The sequence below is a fragment of the Bacillus sp. FJAT-27225 genome (genome assembly GCF_001685025.1).
In the GTDB taxonomy this organism is placed as follows: domain Bacteria; phylum Bacillota; class Bacilli; order Bacillales; family Cytobacillaceae; genus Bacillus_D.
In genome coordinates this window covers 392,495-414,389 of sequence record NZ_MAYU01000001.1, presented here as the reverse complement: position 1 = coordinate 414,389, position 21,895 = coordinate 392,495, and the positions used below count along the sequence as shown (strand labels likewise).

22 protein-coding genes and 1 riboswitch are annotated in these 21,895 nt (G+C 43.3%); of the genes, 9 read left to right on the top strand and 13 right to left on the bottom strand.

What is annotated here, in order from left to right; translation table 11 throughout:
* Window positions 1-144 precede the first annotated feature (144 nt).
* The 4 genes from plsY (at window position 145) to A8F94_RS02135 (ending at window position 4,160) form a co-directional block, all read left to right on the top strand.
* Window positions 145-735 carry a glycerol-3-phosphate 1-O-acyltransferase PlsY gene (plsY, locus tag A8F94_RS02150; protein WP_066194957.1) on the top strand — a complete coding sequence of 197 codons (591 nt, stop codon included), beginning with the start codon at window positions 145-147 and terminating at the stop codon, window positions 733-735.
* Window positions 736-970: 235 nt separating this feature from the next.
* A complete protein-coding gene (locus A8F94_RS02145) occupies window positions 971-2,077 on the top strand; it encodes an ATP-binding protein (RefSeq protein WP_066194955.1) in 1,107 nt (368 codons plus the stop codon).
* Window positions 2,078-2,172: 95 nt separating this feature from the next.
* Entirely contained in the window at window positions 2,173-2,361 is a 189-nt protein-coding gene (locus A8F94_RS02140; protein WP_066194952.1) for a hypothetical protein, read from the top strand.
* Between the two features lie 659 nt (window positions 2,362-3,020).
* The gene (locus A8F94_RS02135; RefSeq protein ID WP_066194949.1) at window positions 3,021-4,160 is read left to right on the top strand and encodes a CapA family protein; all 1,140 of its coding nucleotides are present in this window, start codon (window positions 3,021-3,023) and stop codon (window positions 4,158-4,160) included.
* A 211-nt stretch (window positions 4,161-4,371) separates the two neighbouring features.
* On the opposite strand, the gene A8F94_RS02130 is transcribed toward A8F94_RS02135, so the two are convergent.
* The 8 genes from A8F94_RS02130 to acnA form a co-directional block, all read right to left on the bottom strand.
* On the bottom strand, window positions 4,372-4,665 hold the full coding sequence (locus tag A8F94_RS02130; RefSeq protein ID WP_066194945.1) for a hypothetical protein: 294 nt from the start codon (window positions 4,663-4,665) through the stop codon (window positions 4,372-4,374).
* 16 nt (window positions 4,666-4,681) lie between these two features.
* Window positions 4,682-5,119 (bottom strand): acyl-CoA thioesterase, encoded by a 438-nt coding sequence (locus tag A8F94_RS02125; protein ID WP_066194942.1) that lies wholly within the window; start codon window positions 5,117-5,119, stop codon window positions 4,682-4,684.
* A complete protein-coding gene (locus tag A8F94_RS02120; RefSeq protein ID WP_066194939.1) occupies window positions 5,116-7,416 on the bottom strand; it encodes an AAA family ATPase in 2,301 nt (766 codons plus the stop codon). Before A8F94_RS02120 ends, A8F94_RS02125 begins: the two co-directional genes overlap by 4 nt.
* A gap of 118 nt (window positions 7,417-7,534) precedes the next feature.
* The gene (gene tlp / locus A8F94_RS02115) at window positions 7,535-7,777 is read right to left on the bottom strand and encodes a small acid-soluble spore protein Tlp (protein WP_139070007.1); all 243 of its coding nucleotides are present in this window, start codon (window positions 7,775-7,777) and stop codon (window positions 7,535-7,537) included.
* A 152-nt stretch (window positions 7,778-7,929) separates the two neighbouring features.
* Window positions 7,930-8,073 carry an acid-soluble spore protein N gene (locus A8F94_RS02110; RefSeq protein ID WP_066194933.1) on the bottom strand — a complete coding sequence of 48 codons (144 nt, stop codon included), beginning with the start codon at window positions 8,071-8,073 and terminating at the stop codon, window positions 7,930-7,932.
* Window positions 8,074-8,135: 62 nt separating this feature from the next.
* Window positions 8,136-8,267, bottom strand: a complete 132-nt coding sequence (locus A8F94_RS02105) for an FbpB family small basic protein (RefSeq protein WP_066194931.1) — start codon at window positions 8,265-8,267, stop codon at window positions 8,136-8,138.
* 140 nt (window positions 8,268-8,407) lie between these two features.
* A complete protein-coding gene (locus A8F94_RS02100) occupies window positions 8,408-8,932 on the bottom strand; it encodes a redoxin domain-containing protein (RefSeq protein WP_066194928.1) in 525 nt (174 codons plus the stop codon).
* Window positions 8,933-9,601: 669 nt separating this feature from the next.
* A complete protein-coding gene (gene acnA / locus A8F94_RS02095; protein ID WP_066194925.1) occupies window positions 9,602-12,310 on the bottom strand; it encodes an aconitate hydratase AcnA in 2,709 nt (902 codons plus the stop codon).
* Window positions 12,311-12,639: 329 nt separating this feature from the next.
* Between acnA and sspO the strand changes: the two genes are divergently transcribed.
* Complete coding sequence (gene sspO, locus A8F94_RS02090; RefSeq protein ID WP_066194922.1) at window positions 12,640-12,789, top strand: small acid-soluble spore protein O; 150 nt, start codon at window positions 12,640-12,642, stop codon at window positions 12,787-12,789.
* Window positions 12,790-12,843: 54 nt separating this feature from the next.
* Here the strand turns inward: sspO and A8F94_RS02085 are convergent, their stop codons facing one another.
* Window positions 12,844-13,104, bottom strand: coding sequence for a hypothetical protein (locus tag A8F94_RS02085; RefSeq protein ID WP_066194920.1), 261 nt, complete (start codon window positions 13,102-13,104; stop codon window positions 12,844-12,846).
* 158 nt (window positions 13,105-13,262) lie between these two features.
* On the opposite strand from A8F94_RS02085, the gene A8F94_RS02080 reads away from it, so the two are divergent.
* Entirely contained in the window at window positions 13,263-13,394 is a 132-nt protein-coding gene (locus tag A8F94_RS02080) for a small acid-soluble spore protein P (protein WP_066194917.1), read from the top strand.
* Window positions 13,395-13,586: 192 nt separating this feature from the next.
* Here the strand turns inward: A8F94_RS02080 and selA are convergent, their stop codons facing one another.
* Window positions 13,587-14,993 carry an L-seryl-tRNA(Sec) selenium transferase gene (gene selA / locus A8F94_RS02075; protein ID WP_066194914.1) on the bottom strand — a complete coding sequence of 469 codons (1,407 nt, stop codon included), beginning with the start codon at window positions 14,991-14,993 and terminating at the stop codon, window positions 13,587-13,589.
* A 124-nt stretch (window positions 14,994-15,117) separates the two neighbouring features.
* Window positions 15,118-15,357: an Rdx family protein gene (locus A8F94_RS26460; RefSeq protein WP_441294174.1), complete on the bottom strand. Its 240-nt coding sequence runs from the start codon at window positions 15,355-15,357 to the stop codon at window positions 15,118-15,120.
* A 135-nt stretch (window positions 15,358-15,492) separates the two neighbouring features.
* Here A8F94_RS26460 and selD point away from each other — a divergent pair, with 135 nt between their 5' ends.
* Entirely contained in the window at window positions 15,493-16,545 is a 1,053-nt protein-coding gene (gene selD, locus A8F94_RS02070) for a selenide, water dikinase SelD (RefSeq protein WP_077247519.1), read from the top strand.
* Window positions 16,546-17,255: 710 nt separating this feature from the next.
* Here the strand turns inward: selD and A8F94_RS02065 are convergent.
* Window positions 17,256-18,203 carry an L-threonine 3-dehydrogenase gene (locus A8F94_RS02065; protein WP_066194907.1) on the bottom strand — a complete coding sequence of 316 codons (948 nt, stop codon included), beginning with the start codon at window positions 18,201-18,203 and terminating at the stop codon, window positions 17,256-17,258.
* 66 nt (window positions 18,204-18,269) lie between these two features.
* On the bottom strand, window positions 18,270-19,463 hold the full coding sequence (locus A8F94_RS02060) for a glycine C-acetyltransferase (protein WP_066194905.1): 1,194 nt from the start codon (window positions 19,461-19,463) through the stop codon (window positions 18,270-18,272).
* A 255-nt stretch (window positions 19,464-19,718) separates the two neighbouring features.
* Window positions 19,719-19,820, top strand: a riboswitch (purine riboswitch).
* Window positions 19,821-19,938: 118 nt separating this feature from the next.
* Here A8F94_RS02060 and A8F94_RS02055 point away from each other — a divergent pair.
* Together A8F94_RS02055 and A8F94_RS02050 are read left to right on the top strand one after the other, a co-directional pair.
* Window positions 19,939-20,532 carry a xanthine phosphoribosyltransferase gene (locus A8F94_RS02055; RefSeq protein WP_066194903.1) on the top strand — a complete coding sequence of 198 codons (594 nt, stop codon included), beginning with the start codon at window positions 19,939-19,941 and terminating at the stop codon, window positions 20,530-20,532.
* Entirely contained in the window at window positions 20,529-21,827 is a 1,299-nt protein-coding gene (locus A8F94_RS02050) for a nucleobase:cation symporter-2 family protein (RefSeq protein WP_066194901.1), read from the top strand. The genes A8F94_RS02055 and A8F94_RS02050 overlap by 4 nt, the downstream gene beginning before the upstream one ends.
* The last annotated feature ends 68 nt before the right edge of the window (window positions 21,828-21,895 follow it).

The following is a 21,895-nucleotide window of genomic DNA, read 5'->3' as shown; positions in this document are numbered from 1 at the left end:
AATACATATTGCGAAAAATGGCATTTCGTAGGAAAATGGTACAAGAAAAGAGTACTTGTTTGTACTTCCCTTCAAATAGACTTTGAGCAGTCTTATAATAGCTTTTGAATGACATAATTTGTTGGGCAAAAAGGAGAAAAATGAATGGTTGAAATTATTTTATTTTGTTTACTTGCTTATTTACTAGGCTCAATTCCTTCAGGTTTAATTATCGGCAAAGTGTTCTATAAGACCGATATCCGCCAGCATGGCAGCGGCAATCTTGGCGGGACGAATACATTCAGGACCCTTGGGAAGAAGGCTGGTATAGTCGTTACACTTGCAGATATTTTAAAAGGAACTTTGGCAACGGCACTTCCCACACTGTTTGGTCTGGACATACATCCGCTCATACCAGGTATGCTGGCTGTCGTAGGACATATGTACCCAGTGTTTGCCGGCTTCCGGGGTGGAAAAGCTGTGGCCACTTCAGGCGGTGTTCTTCTTTTCTATGTACCACTAATGTTTCTTATAGTACTCGGTGTGTTTTTTATTACTCTTTATATAAGCAAGTATGTGTCATTGTCGTCCATGATGGGCGGGGTCGCGGCGATCCTCTATTCTTTAGTTGTCCAGCCTCGCGATGTTCCCCTGATTATAATTGTTCTCATCCTAACTTCATTTGTTTTTTACCGCCATCGGGCTAACATAGGCAGAATAGTAAATAAGACTGAACCTAAAGTTAAGTGGCTGTGAGGATATCTCACAGCTTTTTTATTTTCCAAAAGTTTGTCGGCTTTTGGTGAAAATTCTCATAATTTTAGGTAAGTTTTGTATGGATTCACAATTGTAGGCAAATGGATAATTCTGTATGATTAATTTGTGATGCAAAATATCTATAAATTTTACATTGTTCCCCATTTTTATAAAAGATAAACCTTTTTTGAAAAAACTTTTTCAACCTTGAAAAATAAGGATGGGCGGTAGTAGCATGTATAGAAAATTTGTTAGGAACATCCCTTTTCCTTGTTTTGTCCTGGATCCTGAATATCATATTTTAGCTTTTTCCGCTGGTGCGCGCTCTTTTTTTACGGCTGAATTTGCTGATTCTTTTTTAGACATGGTCGGCACGTCTTTTCGCAGGCAAGTTTTAGCGTTCCTTCAGGCAGCCGAGGAAGATAGCTTTATCGTAATTCCGTTAAGGGAAAAATGGGATCATTTATTTTATCAGCTGTACAAAACAAGAGATGAATCCGGTAATATTCATATTTTCTGTTTCCCAGTCTCTGAGGATGTGGCTCAATTGCGGACTGCAATGGACCAGATGGAAAAGAAAATGTCCGATTTTAATATGGAACTTATTCATCGAAAAGAGCATATTGAAAAACAGGTTAAGGAAATCCACCGGGCGGAAATCGGAGCGGGATACCGTGAAAATATTGGCAAGCTTGCCGCTGGTATTGCTCATGAAATCAGGAATCCGCTGACGACCGTAAAGGGATTTATCCAGCTGCTAAAACCACAGCTTAAGGAATTGGGCAAAGAGCAATATGCAAATATTGCTCTCGATGAATTGAACAGAGCCAATACAATTATTTATGAATTTTTGAATGCAGCTAAACCTGCTTCCTGTAAGGCTAAAGAAACGACCTACAACACATTGATCAAGGAAATTATCATGTTATTTGAAAGTGAATCTCTTCTTAGAAATATTGCACTGGTCCATTCCCTTGCCACTGATGATGCGGTTCCGGTTATTGAGCCGGGCCATTTAAAACAAGTGCTGGTCAATATGATTAAAAATTCAATGGAATCCCTGGAGGGGGTCGAAACAGGCGGGAGAAGAGAAATCAGGATTCAAACCAATACAGATGAACATCATTTCCATATTAACATTTGCGATAGTGGATGCGGGATGGACCAGGACACCTTATCGAGACTGTTTTCGCCCTTTTTTTCAACAAAAGAATATGGGACGGGGATTGGATTGAGTGTCTGTTTGAAAATCATTGAAGATGCTGGCGGGAACATTACGGTGGATAGTGCCCCTGGGAGAGGAACGTCTTTCTGTATTTCTTTGCCCCTTGAAAAAGATTAATTTTCATGAATCGTTCAAATCCTTTCCGGTGCTGACAAGAATCTTCCATTACAATGGTGGTATATACATCCTTAATTTGAGAGGGGAAAATGGATATGCAAGGGATTTATACGAAAAAAGGAGAGATCATTTTCTCGACAATAGTCCTGCCCACCAGCCCAAAAGAAGAATTCATAGTCGAATTTTTTAATACATCCAAATTGGAAAACTCCCCTGCACCAGTAAAGGTGACCAGGAATTTCGAGGAATTAATTCGTTTTTTTGAAAACCTGGAAGAAGAATGATTAGACAAAAATTCTCCATTAAGCTGGGGTTTTCGAAGACAGCGGCGTAATTGCAAGTATGAGCAAAAGGTCCTGTCCCTTGGCTAATAACGTGAAACTTCCGTCAGCGCTTTCTGCTGATTCGGCTGTTGTTCACCAGCTTTGCTTCTTTTTATTTCTCTTATGCCTTGGTGTACGGGTGTGTACAGTTCGTAATGCGGGATAAAAAGCGGTGTCCCCTCTCTTGGGACACCGCTTTATACTTTTAGGAGTTGGAACCTTCCTTTTCCAAGCACATCCATTACATAATCCAATTTTGTGTTTGAAAAGTACACAAAATCCTGCTCATGGATCACCATCTTCAGGTCCTTGTATTCAAATTCGAGGTCATTTGATAATTTCTGCTCTTCCAGAGACAGAGTAAGTTTCGGCCCTCCTCAGCCTATCCCCATGGCCAGACGGAGATAAAGCTGTTCGTCTTCTTTTGCTTCCTTTTGGACGGCATTTGCCAAATTTTGATAAGCGCTTTCTGTAATTGAAAACATTTAAACCACCCTTTGGGAAAATAATTCTATTTCACCTGGTAACGTTAGGATATAGGTGAGATAGGGAAATTATCTATTAATAATAAAGCACTCCGCAAGTCATTGAAAATGATTTGCCTGATTAGGAGGATACCTGTGAAAAAACCACCGGTAATAAAGCTATTCGCTACGATAGGAACTATCCTGTTATCCGCTTCCCTTATTAGCGGCTGTTCAAACGAACCTGAAGCATGGCCGGAACCTCAGCCACATCAAGAACGTCCATATGAAGTCCAGGCCAAGACCTTCCAATCAACAATGACCCTTGGTGCAATTGGCGACATTTTAATACATGATCGTGTATATGAAGATGCCAAAAAGGCAAATGGCTATGATTTCAAACCAATGTTTGAACCAGTAAAGGAGATTCTTCAATCTCCAGACATCCTGACTGCCAATCAGGAAAGTCTTGTTGGCGGTGAAGCGCTCGGCATTACAAGTTACCCTAGCTTCAACAGCCCATTTGAACTCTCAGAGGCGGTTATGGACGCCGGTGTGGACATTGTGTCAACCGCCAATAACCATTCCCTTGACAAGGGCTATCGCGGAGTTGAAGCGCAAATTGCTTATTTTAATAAAATCGGCCTGCCTTTTGTTGGGACAGCCACCAGCCAGGAAGCGCGGGATAAAATTATTACAATGGAGAAGAACGGCATTACACTCGCATTTTTATCATACACATACGGAACGAATGGCATCCCAATACCTAAGGGGAAAGAGTTTTCTGTCAACCTTATTGACCGGGAACTGATGAAAAATGATATTGCCAGAGCGAAAAAAGAAAGTGATGCAGTCGTTGTCAGCATCCACTGGGGAAATGAGTACCAGCGATATCCGTCCGATGAACAAAAGGATATCGCAAAGTTTCTTGCAGAATCTGGCGCCGATATTATCTTCGGCTCACACCCTCATGTCCTGCAGCCAATGGAGTGGATAGAAGGACAAAATGGGAAAAAGGCCTTTGTGATTTACTCGCTCGGTAACTTTATTTCAGCACAGATCGGTAATTATAAAGATATAGGCGGAATGGTTACCCTGCAAGTCACAAAGACGATTGATGAAAACGGCTCGCGAATTGAGCTTGCAAAGCCAGATTTTTATCCTACCTTTGTCTACCGTAAAAACAACCGCAATTTCCGGGTTGTGCCTATGGAGAAAACCGGGGCATACGGTATTGCCAATCCTGAAGAAATGACTGCTCAAACAATGGCTCATATGACACAATGGCTCCGGTAAAGTAAAACTTCAATCAGTGTGGGGGGTCTTAACCCACACTGATTGTTAGTTGAACCAATCGGGCACATTCGGCTGTTATCCCCCACTTACACGTTTTGCTTTACTCCGCTTCACAGCTTTTCTTTTCATCAGGCTTTATTGCTTATAGTTCATTTTTTTTATTAAATAAATGGTAAATAAAAATGGCGGAACAGTATCGTCCGCCAAAAAGTTAATCCAATAGTTGTGAAGCCAATCCTTCTGCTTCCAATATTTCCTTCTCCCGATGGCCAATCAGGTCAAAGTGGGAATAGCCATCATTCCTGTGATGGATCCACTCCCTTTTTAAACCGTATTTCCTTCCCCATTTTGCTAGTTTGTCAATATCAAGGCAGCCTGCCTTTGTGACAGTCTTACAGCCGGGGAACCGGTCATCAAGCCAATAATGAGTTAAGAATGCAATTTCCCCGTTATTGATTTTACTTTTCCATTCTTCAACATCTTTTCTTTTCAAACCGAATGCCACTCTTGCCTGCCTCCTTTCATTCCGCAGCAGGAACGGGCTTTTTGGCTGCTTCTTCGTATGCTTTATGCCAGTCTGGATATTTCTTTTTCAAGGAAATCGGTTTAAACGTATCCTTGTTGGCACAAATATGGACAGAATACCCTGTTACTGCCAGCTCTCCATCAGGAGTCGAAATTTCATAGCCGTATTTTACCCTGAAACCATTATAGTCTTCAACCCATGTTTTAATTTTTGCTGTCTGCCCATATCGGAGCGGTCTTTTATAGGATGCCTGAATATCGATAACAGGAGAGATGATTCCGTCTGCTTCCATCTCAGCATAACTGAAGCCAAGGTCTTTTATAAAGCTGGTTCGGCCAATCTCCATCCAAACTAGATAGTTGGCATGATAAACAACGCCCATTTGATCGGTTTCCGCATAACGGACCTCAACGCTCGTTTCACTGATCATCATACTTGTTCCCCATTTCGTATTTTCTCTAATGCTTTCCGTACGTCTTCAAGTCCGAGTTCAGATAAAACATCCGCTTCAACTGAAGACAAATCCCAATTCGAGGAAATCCTCAAGGATTGAGCCTGGATTGCCTCTTCAATCAGATTGGCGGCAAATCTCCCATTTCCTGAGACGGGCTTTTCTTTGAGGGATTCTAGGATGTAGCTGTTTGCATCTTCTGATAGTTTGTATTGGTATGTCCCGGCATAGTTTATCATAATTTCCAAAAGCTCTTCTGCACTGTAATCCGGAAAGTGGAAGAACTTCTTAAACCGGGATCTTAAACCGGGATTAAACTCAAGCAACGCATCCATTTGTTTCGGGTAGCCAGCCAGCACGATAACCAAATTCTCATTGTGCCTAGTCATTTCATCCACAAGCGTATCAATTGCTTCCCGTCCAAAATCTCCGCCGGATGGACTAAGCAAGGAATATGCTTCGTCAATAAATAATACTCCTCCCAGGGCGTCGCGTACTTTTTTTCTTGTTTTTTCGGCTGTTTGGCCGACATAGCTTGCTACAAGATCCGCCCTGCTCGCTATGACGAGATGCCCCCGTTTTAAAAACCCGTTCTCTTTAAGTATTTCTGCATAGATTTTCGCAACAGTTGTCTTTCCGGTCCCCGGGTTTCCCGTAAATACGGAGTGAAGCTGAATCGGGACTGCAGGCATGCCGCTATCTCTTCTTAATTGCTGGAGCTTTACAAAGGCAGCCTGGGTTTTCATATCGGTTTTTAATGTTGTCAGGCCTATTAGGCGGTCGAGTTTTTCCAAAGGTTTTGTACGGTTTTTCGGAACTGGCAGCTTAAAGTCTTTGCCGTCGAGAATGGAGAAACGCAAAATATCTAAATCTTCATCCTCTCTGTCTGTTCCTGTCCTGAATATTGCATCCAGCACTAGATTATGGACAGTTCTGGCATTACCAAACGTTTCATCAACTCTTTCGCGTTCAAGCCTTTCTTCCAGGGCAATTTTGGCCCTTTTGGTTAATAAATAATCATTGTCTTCCGCTATTTTTTCGGAAATTGACACCAGTTCTCTATTCGTATAATCCCTGAGGAAAATTTGATTGGATTGCGGGAACCTGCTCCGCAGGCCGGGGTTGGCATCGAGGAATGTCCTCATTTCCTCCGGATATCCGGCAAGGATCACTGCAAACTTGCCGCCATACTCTTCCCCGGTCATTAAGGAAACAAGTGTATCAATAGCAGCTTGTCCATAATCGTTTCCAGTCTGGCCTTCCCGTTTAAGGCTATAGGCTTCGTCGATGAACAAAACCCCGCCGACTGTACTGCTAACAATCGTACGGACGTTTTCCTCGGTTTGACCTACATAAGAACCCACTAGCTGGGATCTGTTTGTTTCAGTTACTTCTTCCCTTGGCAGAAATCCAAGTTCATGGAAAATCCTTGCCAACAAACGTGACAGGGTGGTTTTTCCGGTTCCTGGATTTCCGGTTAGAACAAAATTCAGGCTAAGTTCATCTTTCATTTGAAAGCCCATTTCTTTTCGCTTTTTTTGAAATTTAAGGAAGTCATAATAATCCTTGACCCGTTTTTTAACTGTTTCCAGGCCAATCATATTATTTAATTCATCTATCGGATTGGCTGATACGTCCTTTTCGGTTTCGGTATCTTCAACAAAAAGGCCGGCCCAATCACGTTTAATAGCCTTGACATTTTCAAGGCTTTTCGTCAATTCTTCGTAATAGGCTGAGGTATGAAAAACCCCTGTAATTGATTGTTCATATTCCTCGGCTGCTTTTAAAAGTTCACTTGTCAGTTTAATAGCAGAAAGCATCAAATCATTTAGTTTTCCCTGGATTGGGCTATTGGCACCTTTGCCTCCAGGATTCAATTTATCAAGATGGTCATCAGCAAACTCCAGGAAATTTCTGCAAATTGTAATATATTCTTCGGCAATTTTCTTTTTTGTGGTCCGATTATCTGTTTCCCGTATCGGCGGGAATTCCAATATATCCAAGAAAGGCTCAGCAGTCCGCCACGTTGACTGGCTCAGGTAATCTTGTGCATCACGATTGACAGGGTCAAGCTCAGCTGCCCGTTTCATCCACACACTTCCAAGCCTGTCCTTTTTATCCTTATAAAGTCTCGACTTTCCTGCCAAAACGAGCATCTCAGAAAGCTCTTGTTTGCTTAATGCTGAATGATGCTCTTTTATATAAGTGAGGATTTCCGCCTCGTCTTCTACATAGCCGTTTACTTCAAGCTCTTGTTCCCATTCTTTTCTTTGATTCATAATGCCTCACTTCTAAAACTTTAATTTTTTACTATCGTACCATATTGTTCTCCTGCCTGCGAAAAGTACCACTTAAAAAGAAAAGAAGACCTTGATAGGGTCTTCTTTTGAAACAGCTTTATTCCTGGTTTAGGCCGTTAGCCCGCGCTTCATCCCTTACCTCTGCCCTCAATGCTTCAAGGCTTTCGCGCCTGCGTTCGTTCTTTTCCTCTACTTGGCGCCTTGTTTCAGGGCTGTCGGTAAGCGTGAGGGTTTCTTCGGCTGCCTCCATGTTTTCAATCGTGTTATGAATCATTTCCTGAAGTTTTTCAACGTTATCACTACGGTCATCCGGCTTTGGCTTATTTTTAAATGGCACAATCCTTCCTCCTTATCTTCTTTGGAATCAACGTTATTTTTTACAGAATGGCTCCAAAATATCAGGGGTTTTTGGGAAAAAGAAAAAAGCCCGGCAATTTGCCTGGCTTCTTCTTCCTGATTATCGGTACCGCTTATTGGCGGAAATATACTCATTTATTCGCCTTTGGTTTGGATTACCTGGGCATGCTTTCCTGAGGTATCATTCATTTTTTTGCCTTTATTTCCGCTGAAGCCTCTTGGCTGTGTTCCAAGGTGGCTGGGTACGTAATGTTTGCTGTCACGCTTTGGGTTTCCCATCTTCATCCCTCCTGGATTTAGTTTAGCCCCGGAGTTAAAAAAGATGAGTGGAAAACAATGTGTTATTCTGCCTTTTCGAGACGTTTTGCTTCAAGGCGAAGTTCAATTTTCTCAATGGCTTCGTGATCTTTAAGCAATTGGTTTTTATTTTCCGATACAAGCTCCGCAAATGTCCGTTTCCTTGGTTTACGCATGCTATCACCTTCCTTACTACTATTCTAACAGTAAGTATGCCCGCAATTGCTTTCAATTATTACAACTTTTTGAAAATTTAATCGAAATGAATTAATTTTGTTAAAAACAAAACCGTCAGGCCTTTCCTGACGGTTTTGGGTTAATTCAAATCTTCAGTATACTGAACCATGGCATCGTAAGGCATCGTTCCAATAAATTTATCCTGTATAATTCCTTTGCTATCAATGAAATAGGTGGTAGGTATTGAGATGACTTGATACATTTGATTCACCTTATCCTTCTCATCAAGCAGGACAGGAAAGGTAATGCCGTATTCATCCACAAAGCCCTGGACGTCAAGCTGAGGATCAATATTGACCGCCAGAATGACAAGGTCATCGCTGGCTTCTACTGAAAGCTTTTGCATATCGGGCATTTCTTTCTTACATGGCCCGCACCAAGTTGCCCAGAAATTTAGCATGACCTTTTTTCCTTCAAGGTCTGAAAGTTTCATTGTCTCACCGGACAGTGTTTTAAGTTCAAAATCAGAAGCCTTTGAACCCGCTTCAAGAAATGTAGATGAAGCCTCGGTTGAAGGATCCTCTTTATTATTTCCAAGTGATACGACCATTGCAATGGCCATCAATGCAATTAACAGAACGCCGGCCAGCCATTTTTTTGCCATGCGCGCCCCTCCTTTTTTATGTTTAAGGAAATTATAAATTTCGCCACTGTGGACAACTTTTTTTATTGAGCGTGTCTACGTCCAGCTCCAGCGCCTATTNGTGATGCAAGTAGAAGCTTCGCTCTTCGTGATTCCTTTATCTCAGTCGAAGCCCCTCCAGTTTGTACGGCGATGACCACTAAGGAAAGCTCCCTAGAATATTCATCGCAGGGACAGGCGTTCTTTGCCTGTCACGAAGGCGCTTGCGCTTTTGTTCCTGCTATACCGATTTTACACTATATGAAGAAAGGAAATAAAGGTAATTGCCCGTGAGTTCGTGCCGATACTGTGACAATATCGTCTCCAGTCTTTGCGGTCAGAAGTCTCAACAAATCACGAACGAAACAAAAGGGCATCATACGATAATCGCATGATGCCCTAATTTTAATAAAAATATAAAAAATATTTATATGTGAGAACTGTCTAGCTCTAGCGCCTAACGCCTAGCAAACTTCAGGCCTCCTCCCTACGATAAGTCATGCACGAACACGCTTTCGCTCTTCGTGATTCCTTTATCTCAGTCGAAGCCCCTCCAGTTTGTACGGCGCTGGGCACAAAGGAAAGCTTCTAAGAATAATCACCGCAGAGACAGGCGATCTTTGCCTGTCTCGAGGCGCTTCCGCTTTTCTTTTATGCCTTCAATTTTTCACGAAGAACCATTGGCAAAATGCCGCCATGTCGATAGTAGTCAATTTCAACTTCGGAATCAAAGCGGACGAGAACTTCAAATTCCTTAACAGATCCATCTTCGGCAACTGCTGTAACTTTCAGAAGGTCACGAGGGCGGACATTTTCATCAACCTGAACAGTTAACGATTCTTTGCCTGTTAGCCCTAGAGATTCTGCATTTTCGCCTTCTTTAAATTGAAGAGGAAGCACGCCCATCATAACAAGGTTTGAACGGTGAATTCGCTCAAAGCTTTCAGCAATGACGGCCTTAATGCCAAGAAGGTTCGTTCCTTTTGCAGCCCAGTCACGTGAAGACCCCATTCCGTAGTCATTGCCTGCGATGACTACCAGGCCTGTGCCTTCTTCTTTATATTTCATGCACGCATCAAAGATGGTTGTGACTTCGCCAGTTGGCCAGTATGTTGTAAAGCCGCCTTCAGTGCCTGGAGCAATCTGGTTGCGGATGCGGATGTTTGCAAACGTCCCGCGCATCATGACCTCATGGTTGCCTCGGCGTGATCCATATGAGTTAAAGTCGCGTGGCTGTACGCCTTTTTCAAGCAAGTATTTACCTGCAGGAGTATTTCTGCCAATTGCGCCTGCTGGTGAAATATGGTCCGTTGTAACCGAATCGCCGAACTTCGCAACAACTCTCAAACCGGTAAGCGGTTCAACTTTGCCTGGTTCCGGGGACAGCCCATCAAAATAAGGCGGGTTCTGGATGTAGGTTGAATCTTCATCCCAGCTGTAAAGCGGTTCATTGCTCGTCTGGATTTCATTCCAGCGTTCATTGTCGCTGAATACATTTTCATATTCTCTTCTGAACAACTCAGGAGTAACTGTACGTTTAACTACTTCATTTACTTCTTCAGTTGTTGGCCAAATGTCTTTAAAGTAAACATCTTTGCCATCCCTGTCTTTGCCGATTGGCTCTGTTTGGAAGTCAACGTTTACGTTGCCTGCCAATGCGTATGCAACAACGAGCGGCGGGGAAGCCAAATAGTTCCCTTTTACAAGTGGGTGGATACGCCCTTCAAAGTTACGGTTACCGGAAAGGACTGATGTTACGAGCAAGTCATTGTCGGAGATTGCTTTTTCAATTTCCTCCCGTAATGGTCCGGAGTTTCCAATACACGTTGTACAGCCATACCCAACGAGGTTAAAGCCGAGTGATTCGAGGTATGGGAGTAAGCCGGAGTCACGCAGGTAGCCAGTAACGACTTTTGATCCCGGAGCCAGCGATGTTTTTACGAACTTTGGCACTTCCATTCCCAGCTCAACAGCTCTTTTGGCAACAAGGCCGGCGCCGACGAGTACATAAGGGTTGGATGTGTTCGTACAGCTGGTGATAGCGGCAATCGCAACTGCACCTGTCTTCATGGAAGTCTGGTCGCCGTTATGGAATGTAACGGTTACTTCCTTATCAAGCTCCTTATCCTTCAATCCGAAGCCCTGGTTGCCTTGAGGCGCACTGACTGCTTTAACAAACTCTTCCTTCATTTTAGAAAGAGGAATCAAATCCTGCGGGCGCTTCGGTCCGGAGAGATTCGCTTCGATAACAGAAAGGTCAATTTCGACAACGTCAGTATAAACAGGCTCAAGATTTGGATTGAAGAACAATCCGTTTGCTTTGCAGTATGCTTCAACAACTTTTACTTGTTCTTCCTCCCGGCCAGTCAGGCGAAGATACTCAAGCGATTCATCATCGATTGGGAAGAAGCCGCAAGTCGCTCCGTATTCAGGCGCCATATTGGCAATTGTGGCGCGGTCAGCAAGCGGCAGCTGCGATACGCCAGGCCCAAAGAATTCAACGAATTTACCAACAACGCCTTTGCTGCGCAGTACTTGTGTTACTTTCAGGGCCAGGTCAGTGGCAGTTGCACCATTCGGAAGCTCCCCTAAAAGCTTGACACCAACAACTTCAGGAACAGGGAAATAAGACGGTTGGCCAAGCATGCCTGCTTCTGCTTCAATACCGCCTACACCCCAGCCAAGAACGCCAAGGCCATTGATCATGGTTGTATGGGAGTCTGTACCAACGAGGGTATCAGGGTACGTTTCTAATTCACCATCAGCATTTTCCGATACATGGACGACGTCAGCCAGGTATTCAAGGTTAACCTGGTGGACAATTCCCGTTGCCGGCGGAACAGCGCGATAGTTATCAAATGCCTTTTGTGCCCAGTTCAGGAACTGGTAACGCTCCGCGTTGCGTTCGAATTCAAGGACCATGTTAGCCTCAAGTGAGCCTGGGCCGCCATATTGGTCAACCTGAACCGAGTGGTCGATGACGAGGTCAACAGTTTTCTCAGGGTTGATTGTGTCAGGGTTGCCTCCAAGATCTGCAACAGCCTTCCTTAAGGACGCAAGGTCGACGACAACAGGAACGCCTGTAAAGTCCTGAAGGATAACACGGGATGGCTTAAATGGAACATCAACATCACGTACTTCGTTTGTGCCCCATTTTGCAAGGTTTTCAACATGCTCCTTTGTAATGACACGGCCGTCATTCTGGCGAAGCACCGATTCTAAAAGAACTTTGATTGAATATGGCAAGTTTTCCACTTTGCCAGCGCCTGCTTCTTCAAGTGCGGCAAGACGGTAATAATGGTAACGTTTACCGTTTACCTCAAATGAGGAGCGGGCATTAAATACATCATGGTTTGTCATATGTATTACCCCCTTCTTTCATCAATTACATGATATAGCAAAATATTCTAAAAGTCGAAAAGTTTGAACTACTCCCATCCTCTGCGACTTTTCGGACAATTATATCGTAATATAACGAGATTGGGTTGTAAATGATTAGAATGTTATTATCCTTCATAAGTTTTACTTATCATAAAATCAAAAATAAATTATTTTTTATCGTTTATTGGGGTATTCCTACTGAAATTGAAGGAAAAGCAGTCGTTACTCCTTGCGGAAAATTATCGTAAAAAAGTAAATCATTCTTTTTGAAAATAAGGTAAATATAAACTTCAGGGGGGTGAACAATTGTGGCTAGAAGAAGGGCTAACCATGTACGTCCAGGCATGAATGCAGCAAAAGCACAAGGAATGGGCGCGGGATATAATGAAGAGGCTGGGTCAGAGCAATTGACTGAAATGGAAAGGCAAAACAATAAAAAGAGGAAAAAGAATCAGTAATAGCTTTAAGCCACTAAAACAAGAGGAACAAGCGGCTGCTTGTTCCTTTTGTTTTTATTGGAAATTGTTGACGTCTTCAACAATTGCTTTCAGATCCTGGCGGAATTGATCCAGCTGGGCACGCTGATGCTCAGAGGCGACTTCCAGCGCATTTTCTATTTGCTGATAGGCTTCGTTTACTTCGTTTTTCAAATGCTTCAATTGATGGCCATAGCTTGCACTGTCCCTGACAATCTCCATATATAAGCCCTGTGCTTCCTCATATCCTTGCTGGGCAGCCTGGAATGCTTGCTGTTTATTTTTATGGTAAGGCATCTTGTTGTCCACTCCTTAAATAAGTTAAGCGTGTACCGTTAAAATGTGTACTTTGCTTCGAATTATACAAGCTGGACGAAAATGCTTGGCCTGTAATCTTTTACAACGCGGATAAAAAGGAATCCACTATCCATCCTAACTAGTAGGAGGGATGAAACATGGCAAAAAATAACCGAAGCAATCGGGAACTAGTCCAAAATACAAGCCAACCAAAGCCTCTAAGCGGATCGCATAAAGTGAAAAATCGCCAGCATTCTAGAGCAAAACATAATACGCACCACGATATGTAACCAACAAAAGCGCAAGCGCCTTCGTGACAGACAAAAAACGTTGGTTTCTGCGATGTTTATTAAGGAAGATTTCCTTTGTGTCCCTGCACGATTATGCTGCTAAAGCATTCCTTATGGAGCTAGACGTAGCCCGCTCAAAAAAACTAAAACGTCCGATAGGAAGACTACCGGACGTTTTAGTAAGACGTGCTTTTACCACTGACTTAGTGAATGGATGATGAGAGCCTCTTCCTCAACAGTGACCGTCCGTAAGTCAATTAGAACGGCTTCATTCTGAATTCGGCAGATGATCGGAAATGTTGATTCAAGCCTAAGCTTTTTTTCCAATTGGTCCGCAGACAGAGTATCGTGTTTAAGGGCAACTGAAAAGGAAGGTAATACGACATCCGGCATTGTTCCGCCCCCCACCTGCCCTTCCGTCGGCAAAATCGACATCGAATAGCACGAGGTCTTTTTTTCAAGCTGAGCGGCAAATTGCATTGAGCGGTCTTTTAGCTCTTCCTCGCCTGTTAAAAGAGCTCCAATGGTAGGAATTGATTTAATTCCATGCTCCCCTTTTAAATAAGCCAAAAGAGTGGCCTCAAGAGCAGCCAGCGTCATTTTATCGACCCGGACCACTCGTGCAAGCTGATGCTTTTTCAACTTTTCGATCAATTCTTTTTTTCCAGCGATAATGCCCGCCTGTGGCCCTCCAAGAAGCTTATCTCCACTGAAAGATACAATGTCTGCCCCTGCTTCAATAACTTCCTTCACATGAGGTTCCTCTCCCACCCCATGCTTCCTGAAATCATACAGAGCCCCGCTCCCGAGGTCTTCATAGAAAATAACCTGTTCATGCTTCGAAACGAGCCTAATTAAGTCTGTCGCTTCCACACTCTTTGTAAACCCGATTACTTTAAAGTTGCTCGTATGAACTTTCATAATCATTGCTGTCTGTTCAGTAATAGCTTGTTCGTAATCAGCAAGGTGCGTTTTATTCGTTGTACCAATCTCGGCCAGCCTCGCGCCGCTTTCTTCCATTATGGAAGAGATTCTGAAGGAGCCGCCGATTTCAACAAGCTGCCCTCTTGAAACGATCACCTCTTTATTTTTTGCCAATGCGCTTAAAATGAGGTAAACCGCTGCTGCATTATTATTCACAACCATTGCTGCGTCTGCACCTGTTATTTCCCGAAGAAGGTTCTCGATATGGCTATGGCGGGAACCTCTTGTACCTTCCTGAACCTTGTATTCCAGGTTTGAATAATTGCCTGCAGCTTCGGTTGCATGGCGGATCGCTTCCTCACTAAGCCTGGCCCTTCCGAGGTTTGTATGAAGAATTGTGCCGGTTGCATTAATGACTCTTCTGATGGTATATGAAAAATCCTGGCCGATCTTTTGTTGTAAACGATTAAAGAGTTCATCAATAAAGGCAGTTGTACCTGGTTCAGGACCAAGCCAATCCCCTTTTAAGATGTCATTTCTCGTTTCGTCAATGACGGCCCTCAACTGCAGGCTAAGCTGAGGAAAATCAATTGATGTTTTTTCAATCATATCGTGAAACCGGCTGTCCTGCTGCAGCTCATGGACAGGCGGGATGGAACGAAGCAATTGTTTCAAGTTGGAAAACCCCTTCTCTGAATAGTAGCTTTTCCCATTATACCATGTAGAAGGCGTGATTTTAGAACCAGGACGCGGAGAAAAACAAAACTCCCGCAAGCTGTACCGCTTGCGGGAGGTCTTGTTAAATCGATTCCATTTTCGATATTACTTCTGCCGCCTTTGGAAAGACACCAGTTTCGTCCTTGGAATATATTTTTTCGCCGTTTACTGTAACTTCAAAAATTCCACCCGATGCAGGTACCAATTCAAACTTGGAAATGCCCTGGCGGAAATGAGTAATAAGTTCCTCCGCGAAACTCGCGGCTTTTGGAGCGTAGTTTCACATCATGCAAAATTCGACTTTAACTTCAAACTTGCCCATTAAAAATAACCCCCATGTTGAAAATAGTAAAGCTACGGATATTTTAGTATGCCCATTACAAAGCGGCAAATGATATGCTTGTACACGTGCGGAAATTGCTTGTAAAAGGTATACTAATGATTGGAGGTGGACAAGTTGAGTGAACAGGATAAAATACGCCTGACCTCTTTATCAACAAAAGCAGGTTGAGGCTGTAAAATCGGTCCAGAGGACCTTGCGCAAGTTTTGCGCAACTTACCGAAACAAGAAACCGTTCCCGAATTGCTTGTCGGCAATGAAACATCGGATGATGCGGGTGTGTATAAAATTTCAGATTCACTGGCACTTATTCAGACTGTCGATTATTTTACGCCGGTGGTTGATGACCCGTATATGTTCGGGCAAATTGCTGCAGCCAATTCCCTCAGCGATGTGTATGCGATGGGCGGCGAGCCAAAAACCGTTATGAATATCGTTGGCTATCCTATCAAAAAACTTGGTTCAGAGATGCTATCTGAAATATTGCGCGGTGCAGCCGATAAAGTAAAGGAAGCGGGGGCTATTACGATTGGCGGCCATTCCGTTGATGACCAGGAGCCAAAATTCGGTCTATCCGTAACAGGTTTCGTTCATCCAGAAAAGTTTTGGAGGAATGTCGGCGCACGCCCAGGTGACGTTCTTGTCCTGACAAAGCCGATTGGGGTTGGAATCCTTACAACCGGAATTAAGCGGGGAGCTGTCACGCCCGAACAGGAAGAAAAGGTAACCGCCGCAATGGCGATGCTGAACAAAACAGCAGCGGAAGCCTTGCAGAACTACTCCCCTCATGCCGTTACGGATGTTACGGGCTTCGGTCTGGTTGGCCATGGAAGCGAAATGGCCAGGGGAAGCAATGTAAGCCTTGAATTGGATTTTAACTCAATCCCGTTTCTGGAAGGGTCTATCGAACTTGCCCGTGACGGCGTCGTTCCGGGTGGTTCAAAATCGAATCATGCGTGGCTGAAGGATGATATTGAGTACAGGGGATTAGCGCTTGACGAACAGCTTGTTGCCTGTGATGCGGTCACATCCGGCGGATTGCTGGCATCCCTTTCACCCGAGGAAGCTGAAAGCTATGTTTCCGATCTGCATGCTCTTGGAATAAAGGAAGCGGCCATTATTGGCCGGGTCATTGAAAAGAAAGAAAAGCTGATTTATATCGGGAAGTAACCTTCTTCTTAAAAATGGCAATGCAAGTTAAAACTACTCATGGAGGTTTCCGTGGGTAGTTTTTTATTTTCAGCTTAAAGTATGGTTTCTTGTAAAAAATAAGCATCCAACTTGGTAAGTAAACATGCGAAGAAAAATGCCTCGAGGAGTGATGGCTCGAGGCATTATATGTATGTAAACTATCTTATTGAAGAAAAAGCAATCCGTTAATGAATGGGCTTTCTGTTATTTCTCGCCAAAATGAAGAATTTAAATTGTATTTAATATAGGAACAATTAATAGTGTTAAGATTAAACTTATTACGAATGTTATGAGCCAATCTCTTTTTTGGGTCGTTTTTAGAAGTAAATTTACTACCGCACCAATACAAATACAGACAAAAAATATGAACAAAATCATAATAAATGAGCCCAAAAAAACACCTCCTTCATCTCGTTATCCCTTGCTTGAACTTCCTTGATATTTTAATAAGTTCATCTTTCATAGTAACATAAGAAACGAATAAACCCTTTTATAAATTTCAACTCATTAGGATACCAATTATAAGGCTCGCGAAAATGTATGGTGAATGAGAGTGCTAATGGATCTTTACTGTTTTAAAATTCTGCTAAACAGCAAAAAAGCAGTCCGATTCTAAAACGAATTTGACTGCTGAGGGGTGCTGAATTTAATTTTATCTAAAAAGGAATCCGTTTGGTTAAGAGCTAACTTTATAGTTTACGAGACAGTTTTTCAAGCATATTCTTGGTCATTGCTGCAAGGTCATACTTAACCTTGAAGCCCCACTCTTCTTTTGCGGCGGATGCATCAATTGAATTTGGCCAGCTGTCTGCAATCGCCTGTCGAACCGGGTCAACATCATAAGACAGTTCAAACTCAGGGATATGTTTCTTGATTTCGGCTGCAATTTCTTCAGGATCGAAGCTCATTGCCGTTACATTGAAAGCGTTCCTGTGCACAAGCGTTGCTGCATCAGCCTCCATTAGACTGATAATGGCATTCAAGGCATCGGGCATATACATCATGTCCATATACGTTCCTTTGTCTATATAGGAAGCGTATTTTTTGTTCTTGATTGCCTCGTAGTATATCTCGACAGCATAGTCAGTCGTGCCGCCGCCCGGAGGTGCAACATATGAAATCAGGCCCGGGAAGCGGACGCCTCTGGTGTCAACTCCGAATTTATGAAAATAGTAATCAGCGAGAAGCTCGCCAGCTACCTTATTGACCCCATACATTGTGGTCGGCCTCATAATCGTGTCCTGTGGTGTATCTTCTTTAGGTGTAGATGGGCCAAATGCTCCAATTGAACTTGGTGTAAAGAATTGCGCGCCAACTTCCCTTGCTGTTTCCAGTGCATTCATTAGCCCGCCCATATTCAGGTTCCAGGCAAATACCGGCTTTGCTTCGGCAGTGGCGGAAAGGAGAGCAGCCAGGTGCATCACCGTATCGACCTTGTATTTTTTTGCGAGTGCAACCATCGCTTTGCCATCATTTACATCAAGGATTTCATAAGGGCCGCTTGTTGCGGCCTCGCTAGTGTCATTTATTTTTATATCCGTGGCAATCACATGATCATTTCCATAGATTTCCCGGAGCTTGACTGTCAGTTCGGAACCAATCTGTCCAAGTGCGCCGGTGACCAAAATCTTCTTCATTTCTGGTTTTTCCTCCCCGTACTTACAGCCCGGACGTACCCGGGCTGTCCGAAACTTTAAAGATTTTTACTTGATGACACCCATTTCCCTGCCTACCTTTTCATATATGGAAATGGCTTTATCGAGCATTTCTTTTGTGTGCGCAGCAGTTGGCATATTGCGTACCCTTCCTGTGCCGGATGGGACGGTTGGGAATACGATTGACTTCGCATAAACTCCTTCTTCATTCAGGCGCTTGCTGAACTCCTGCGTCAGCTTCTCTTCCCCAATGATGCAAGGAGTGATGGGTGTTTCACTATTGCCGATATCAAATCCAAGCTCTTTCAGGCCTTTTTTCAAGTAATTGCCGTTTTCCCAAAGCCTTTCATTCAACTCTGTGCTTTCTGACAAAATCTCAATGGACTTGATGCAGGCAGCAACATCAGCAGGTGTTAGGGCTGTTGAAAACAGGAATGGGCGGCTGCGTACTTTTAGCCAGTCGATCAAATTCTGTTTACCGGCAACATATCCTCCAACAACGCCGATTGCTTTGGACAATGTCCCGATTTGAAAATCAATTTTGTCCTGAAGTCCGAAGTGTTTGACTGTTCCAGCGCCTTTCCCAAGAACTCCAGAACCGTGAGCATCATCAACATACGTAATAAGGTCAAATTCTTCTGCAATCTCAACAATTTCAGGCAACAAGGCAATGTCTCCATCCATCGAGAAAACACCATCCGTGATAACCATGAGTTTAGTATACTTTCCAGACTCGCGTGCTTCCTTCGCTTTTGCATGGAGGTCTTCCATATCGGAATGGTTGTAGCGGATAATTTTTGCCCTTGAAAGGCGGCAGCCATCAATAATCGATGCATGGTTCAGTTCATCAGAAAGAATCGCATCATTTTTATCCATAACAGCCGAAATAGCTGCCATATTGCAATTAAAACCGGATTGGTAGGCGATTGCCGCTTCTGTATGCTTAAACTCGGCCAGCTTTTTCTCGAGTTCCAGATGTATGTCAAGTGTGCCGTTAATGGTCCGGACAGCTCCCGCTCCGACGCCATACTGTTCGATTGCCTTTTCTGCGGCTTCCTTCAGGCGGCTGTCGGTTGCAAGCCCAAGATAGTTGTTTGAGGAAAGATTGATTAGTTCCCTGCCTTTAATTTTAATAACAGGGCCATTAGGGCTCTCCAACGGGTCAATGACATTGTATAGTCCCTTTCCCTTTAAATCTTCCAGGTTTTCATTCAAAAATTTCTCCAGTGTGATGCTGGACATGAACATCTCCCCTTTGCAAAAATTAACGGCAAGTGTAGCCGGTATGTAAACAGTTGTCCTCGTGGCGAGGACACAATTAAAACGCGGAAACGCACGGTATGCTTGCGTTTTCTTTCTATTCAACTATATCATAATTTTAATTTTGTTCATAATATGAGGACATTTTCCTTATAAATTGACAGTCTTCGCAAGAAAAAATGATGGAAAAACTCAAATAATGATTGAATACCTCTCCTATCGTGTTATAATAACCCCTATAATTTTATAAAACGCACTCGTATAATCGCAGGAATATGGCCTGCAAGTTTCTACCGGATAACCGTAAATTATTCGACTATGGGTGGCACGTGTGGATGGCGGAAATCGCCTATCCTTATTTTTCTTTTGGTTTTTAAAGCCCAAAAGCACTGCCCCCTGGTTTCCGGGGACATGCTTTTGGGCTTTTTGCGTTATACAGTGTCTGTCAGGAGGAATTATGGATAGTTTAAAGCAGAAAATTGTCTCGGATGGGATTGTCCTTTCAAAGGATGTATTGAAGGTCGATTCATTCTTAAACCATCAGATCGACCCAGAACTGATGAGCGCAATCGGCAAAGAATTTGCAAGCCGCTTCAGGTCTCTGGGCATCACAAAAATACTTACTATAGAATCTTCAGGAATTGCCCCAGCGGTTATGGCTGGTCTGCAATTGGGAGTACCTGTTGTTTTTGCAAGAAAAAGAAAGTCTCTTACTCTCATTGATGGTCTGCTTACAGCAAGTGTCTACTCTTTTACAAAAAAAGAAGAAACAGAAATCTCGGTTGCGTCGAAATATATAAGCCCGGATGACCGAGTGCTCATTATTGATGATTTTCTCGCCAATGGCCAGGCTGCCCTTGCTCTTGTAAAGATTGCGGAAGAGGCTGGCGCAACAGTCACTGGGATTGGGATTGTCATTGAAAAAGCATTCCAGAATGGCGGTAAACTACTGAGAGAAAAGGGAATCCGAGTTGAATCCCTTGCCAGAATCACTTCTTTGGAAAATAAAGAAGTCACCTTTGCTAATGAAATGGAGGAAATAATACTATGAAAACAGGGATTGCGAAAACGGCCTCATTAGGCATTCAGCATGTGCTTGCTATGTATGCGGGAGCTGTAATTGTTCCACTGATTGTTGGCGGTGCATTAGGGATGACTAGCGCCCAGCTGACTTATCTCGTCTCTATCGATATCATCATGTGTGGAATTGCTACAATTCTACAAGTTTGGCAAAACAGGTTCTTTGGCATTGGGCTGCCAATTGTGCTTGGCTGTACATTTACTGCAGTTGGACCGATGATTGCAATCGGCCATTCATACGGCCTAGGTTCGATTTACGGTGCCATTATCGCCGCAGGTTTATTCATATTGCTAACAGCAGGATTTTATAGCAAGATTTTAAAATTTTTCCCGCCGGTTGTTACGGGTTCAGTCGTTACGATTATCGGTATTACTCTTATACCTGTGGCAATGAACGATATGGCAGGCGGCCAGGGCAGTGCTGATTTTGGATCTTTTACAAATATTGCTCTATCTTTCGGGACTCTTCTCTTCATTCTCATGATGTATCGTTTTGCCAAGGGATTCTTTAAATCTATTTCGATTTTACTCGGCATTGTTGCTGGTACGATAGCCGCTTCTTTTTTAGGAAAGGTGGATTTCTCAGCAGTCGGTGAAGCTTCCTGGGTGAAATTGCCTGAACTGTTCTACTTTGCGGTACCGGAATTCCATGCTATTCCGATCTTGACGATGATTCTTGTAGCGATGGTTGGAATAGTTGAGGCTACAGGCGTCTATTTTGCCCTAGGTGATATTTGTGAAAGAAAACTAACTGAAAAGGATATGGCAAAGGGTTATCGTGCAGAAGGACTAGCGATTGTATTAGGCGGGCTTTTCAATGCCTTCCCGTATACTACGTATTCACAGAATGTCGGACTAGTTCAGTTGTCAGGTGTAAAAAGCAAGAAAGTTATATATACAGTAGGTGGAATGCTTGTTGTTCTTGGGCTTGTTCCTAAAATTGCTGCGTTGACAACAGTTATTCCTACCGCAGTCCTTGGCGGTGCGATGGTGGCAATGTTCGGAATGGTTATTGCCTACGGTATCAAGATGTTAAGCAAAGTTGAGTTTGCTTCACAGGAAAACCTGCTGATTATCGCCTGTTCAGTAGGCATCGGCCTTGGTGTCACAGTCGTACCTGATTTGTTTAGCCAGCTTCCTGAAGGAGTGAAAATCCTGACAAACAATGGCATTGTTGCTGGAAGCTTTACTGCAATTGTCCTAAACCTTGTATTCAATGTATTTAAGGCCAGCCCGAAGCAGGTTGAAGTAGCTAAAGCAGCATAATCGAAAGATGGACGCCGACTGACAGGCGTCCATCTTTTTTATATTTACTGAAAGGTTATTCACTCCTG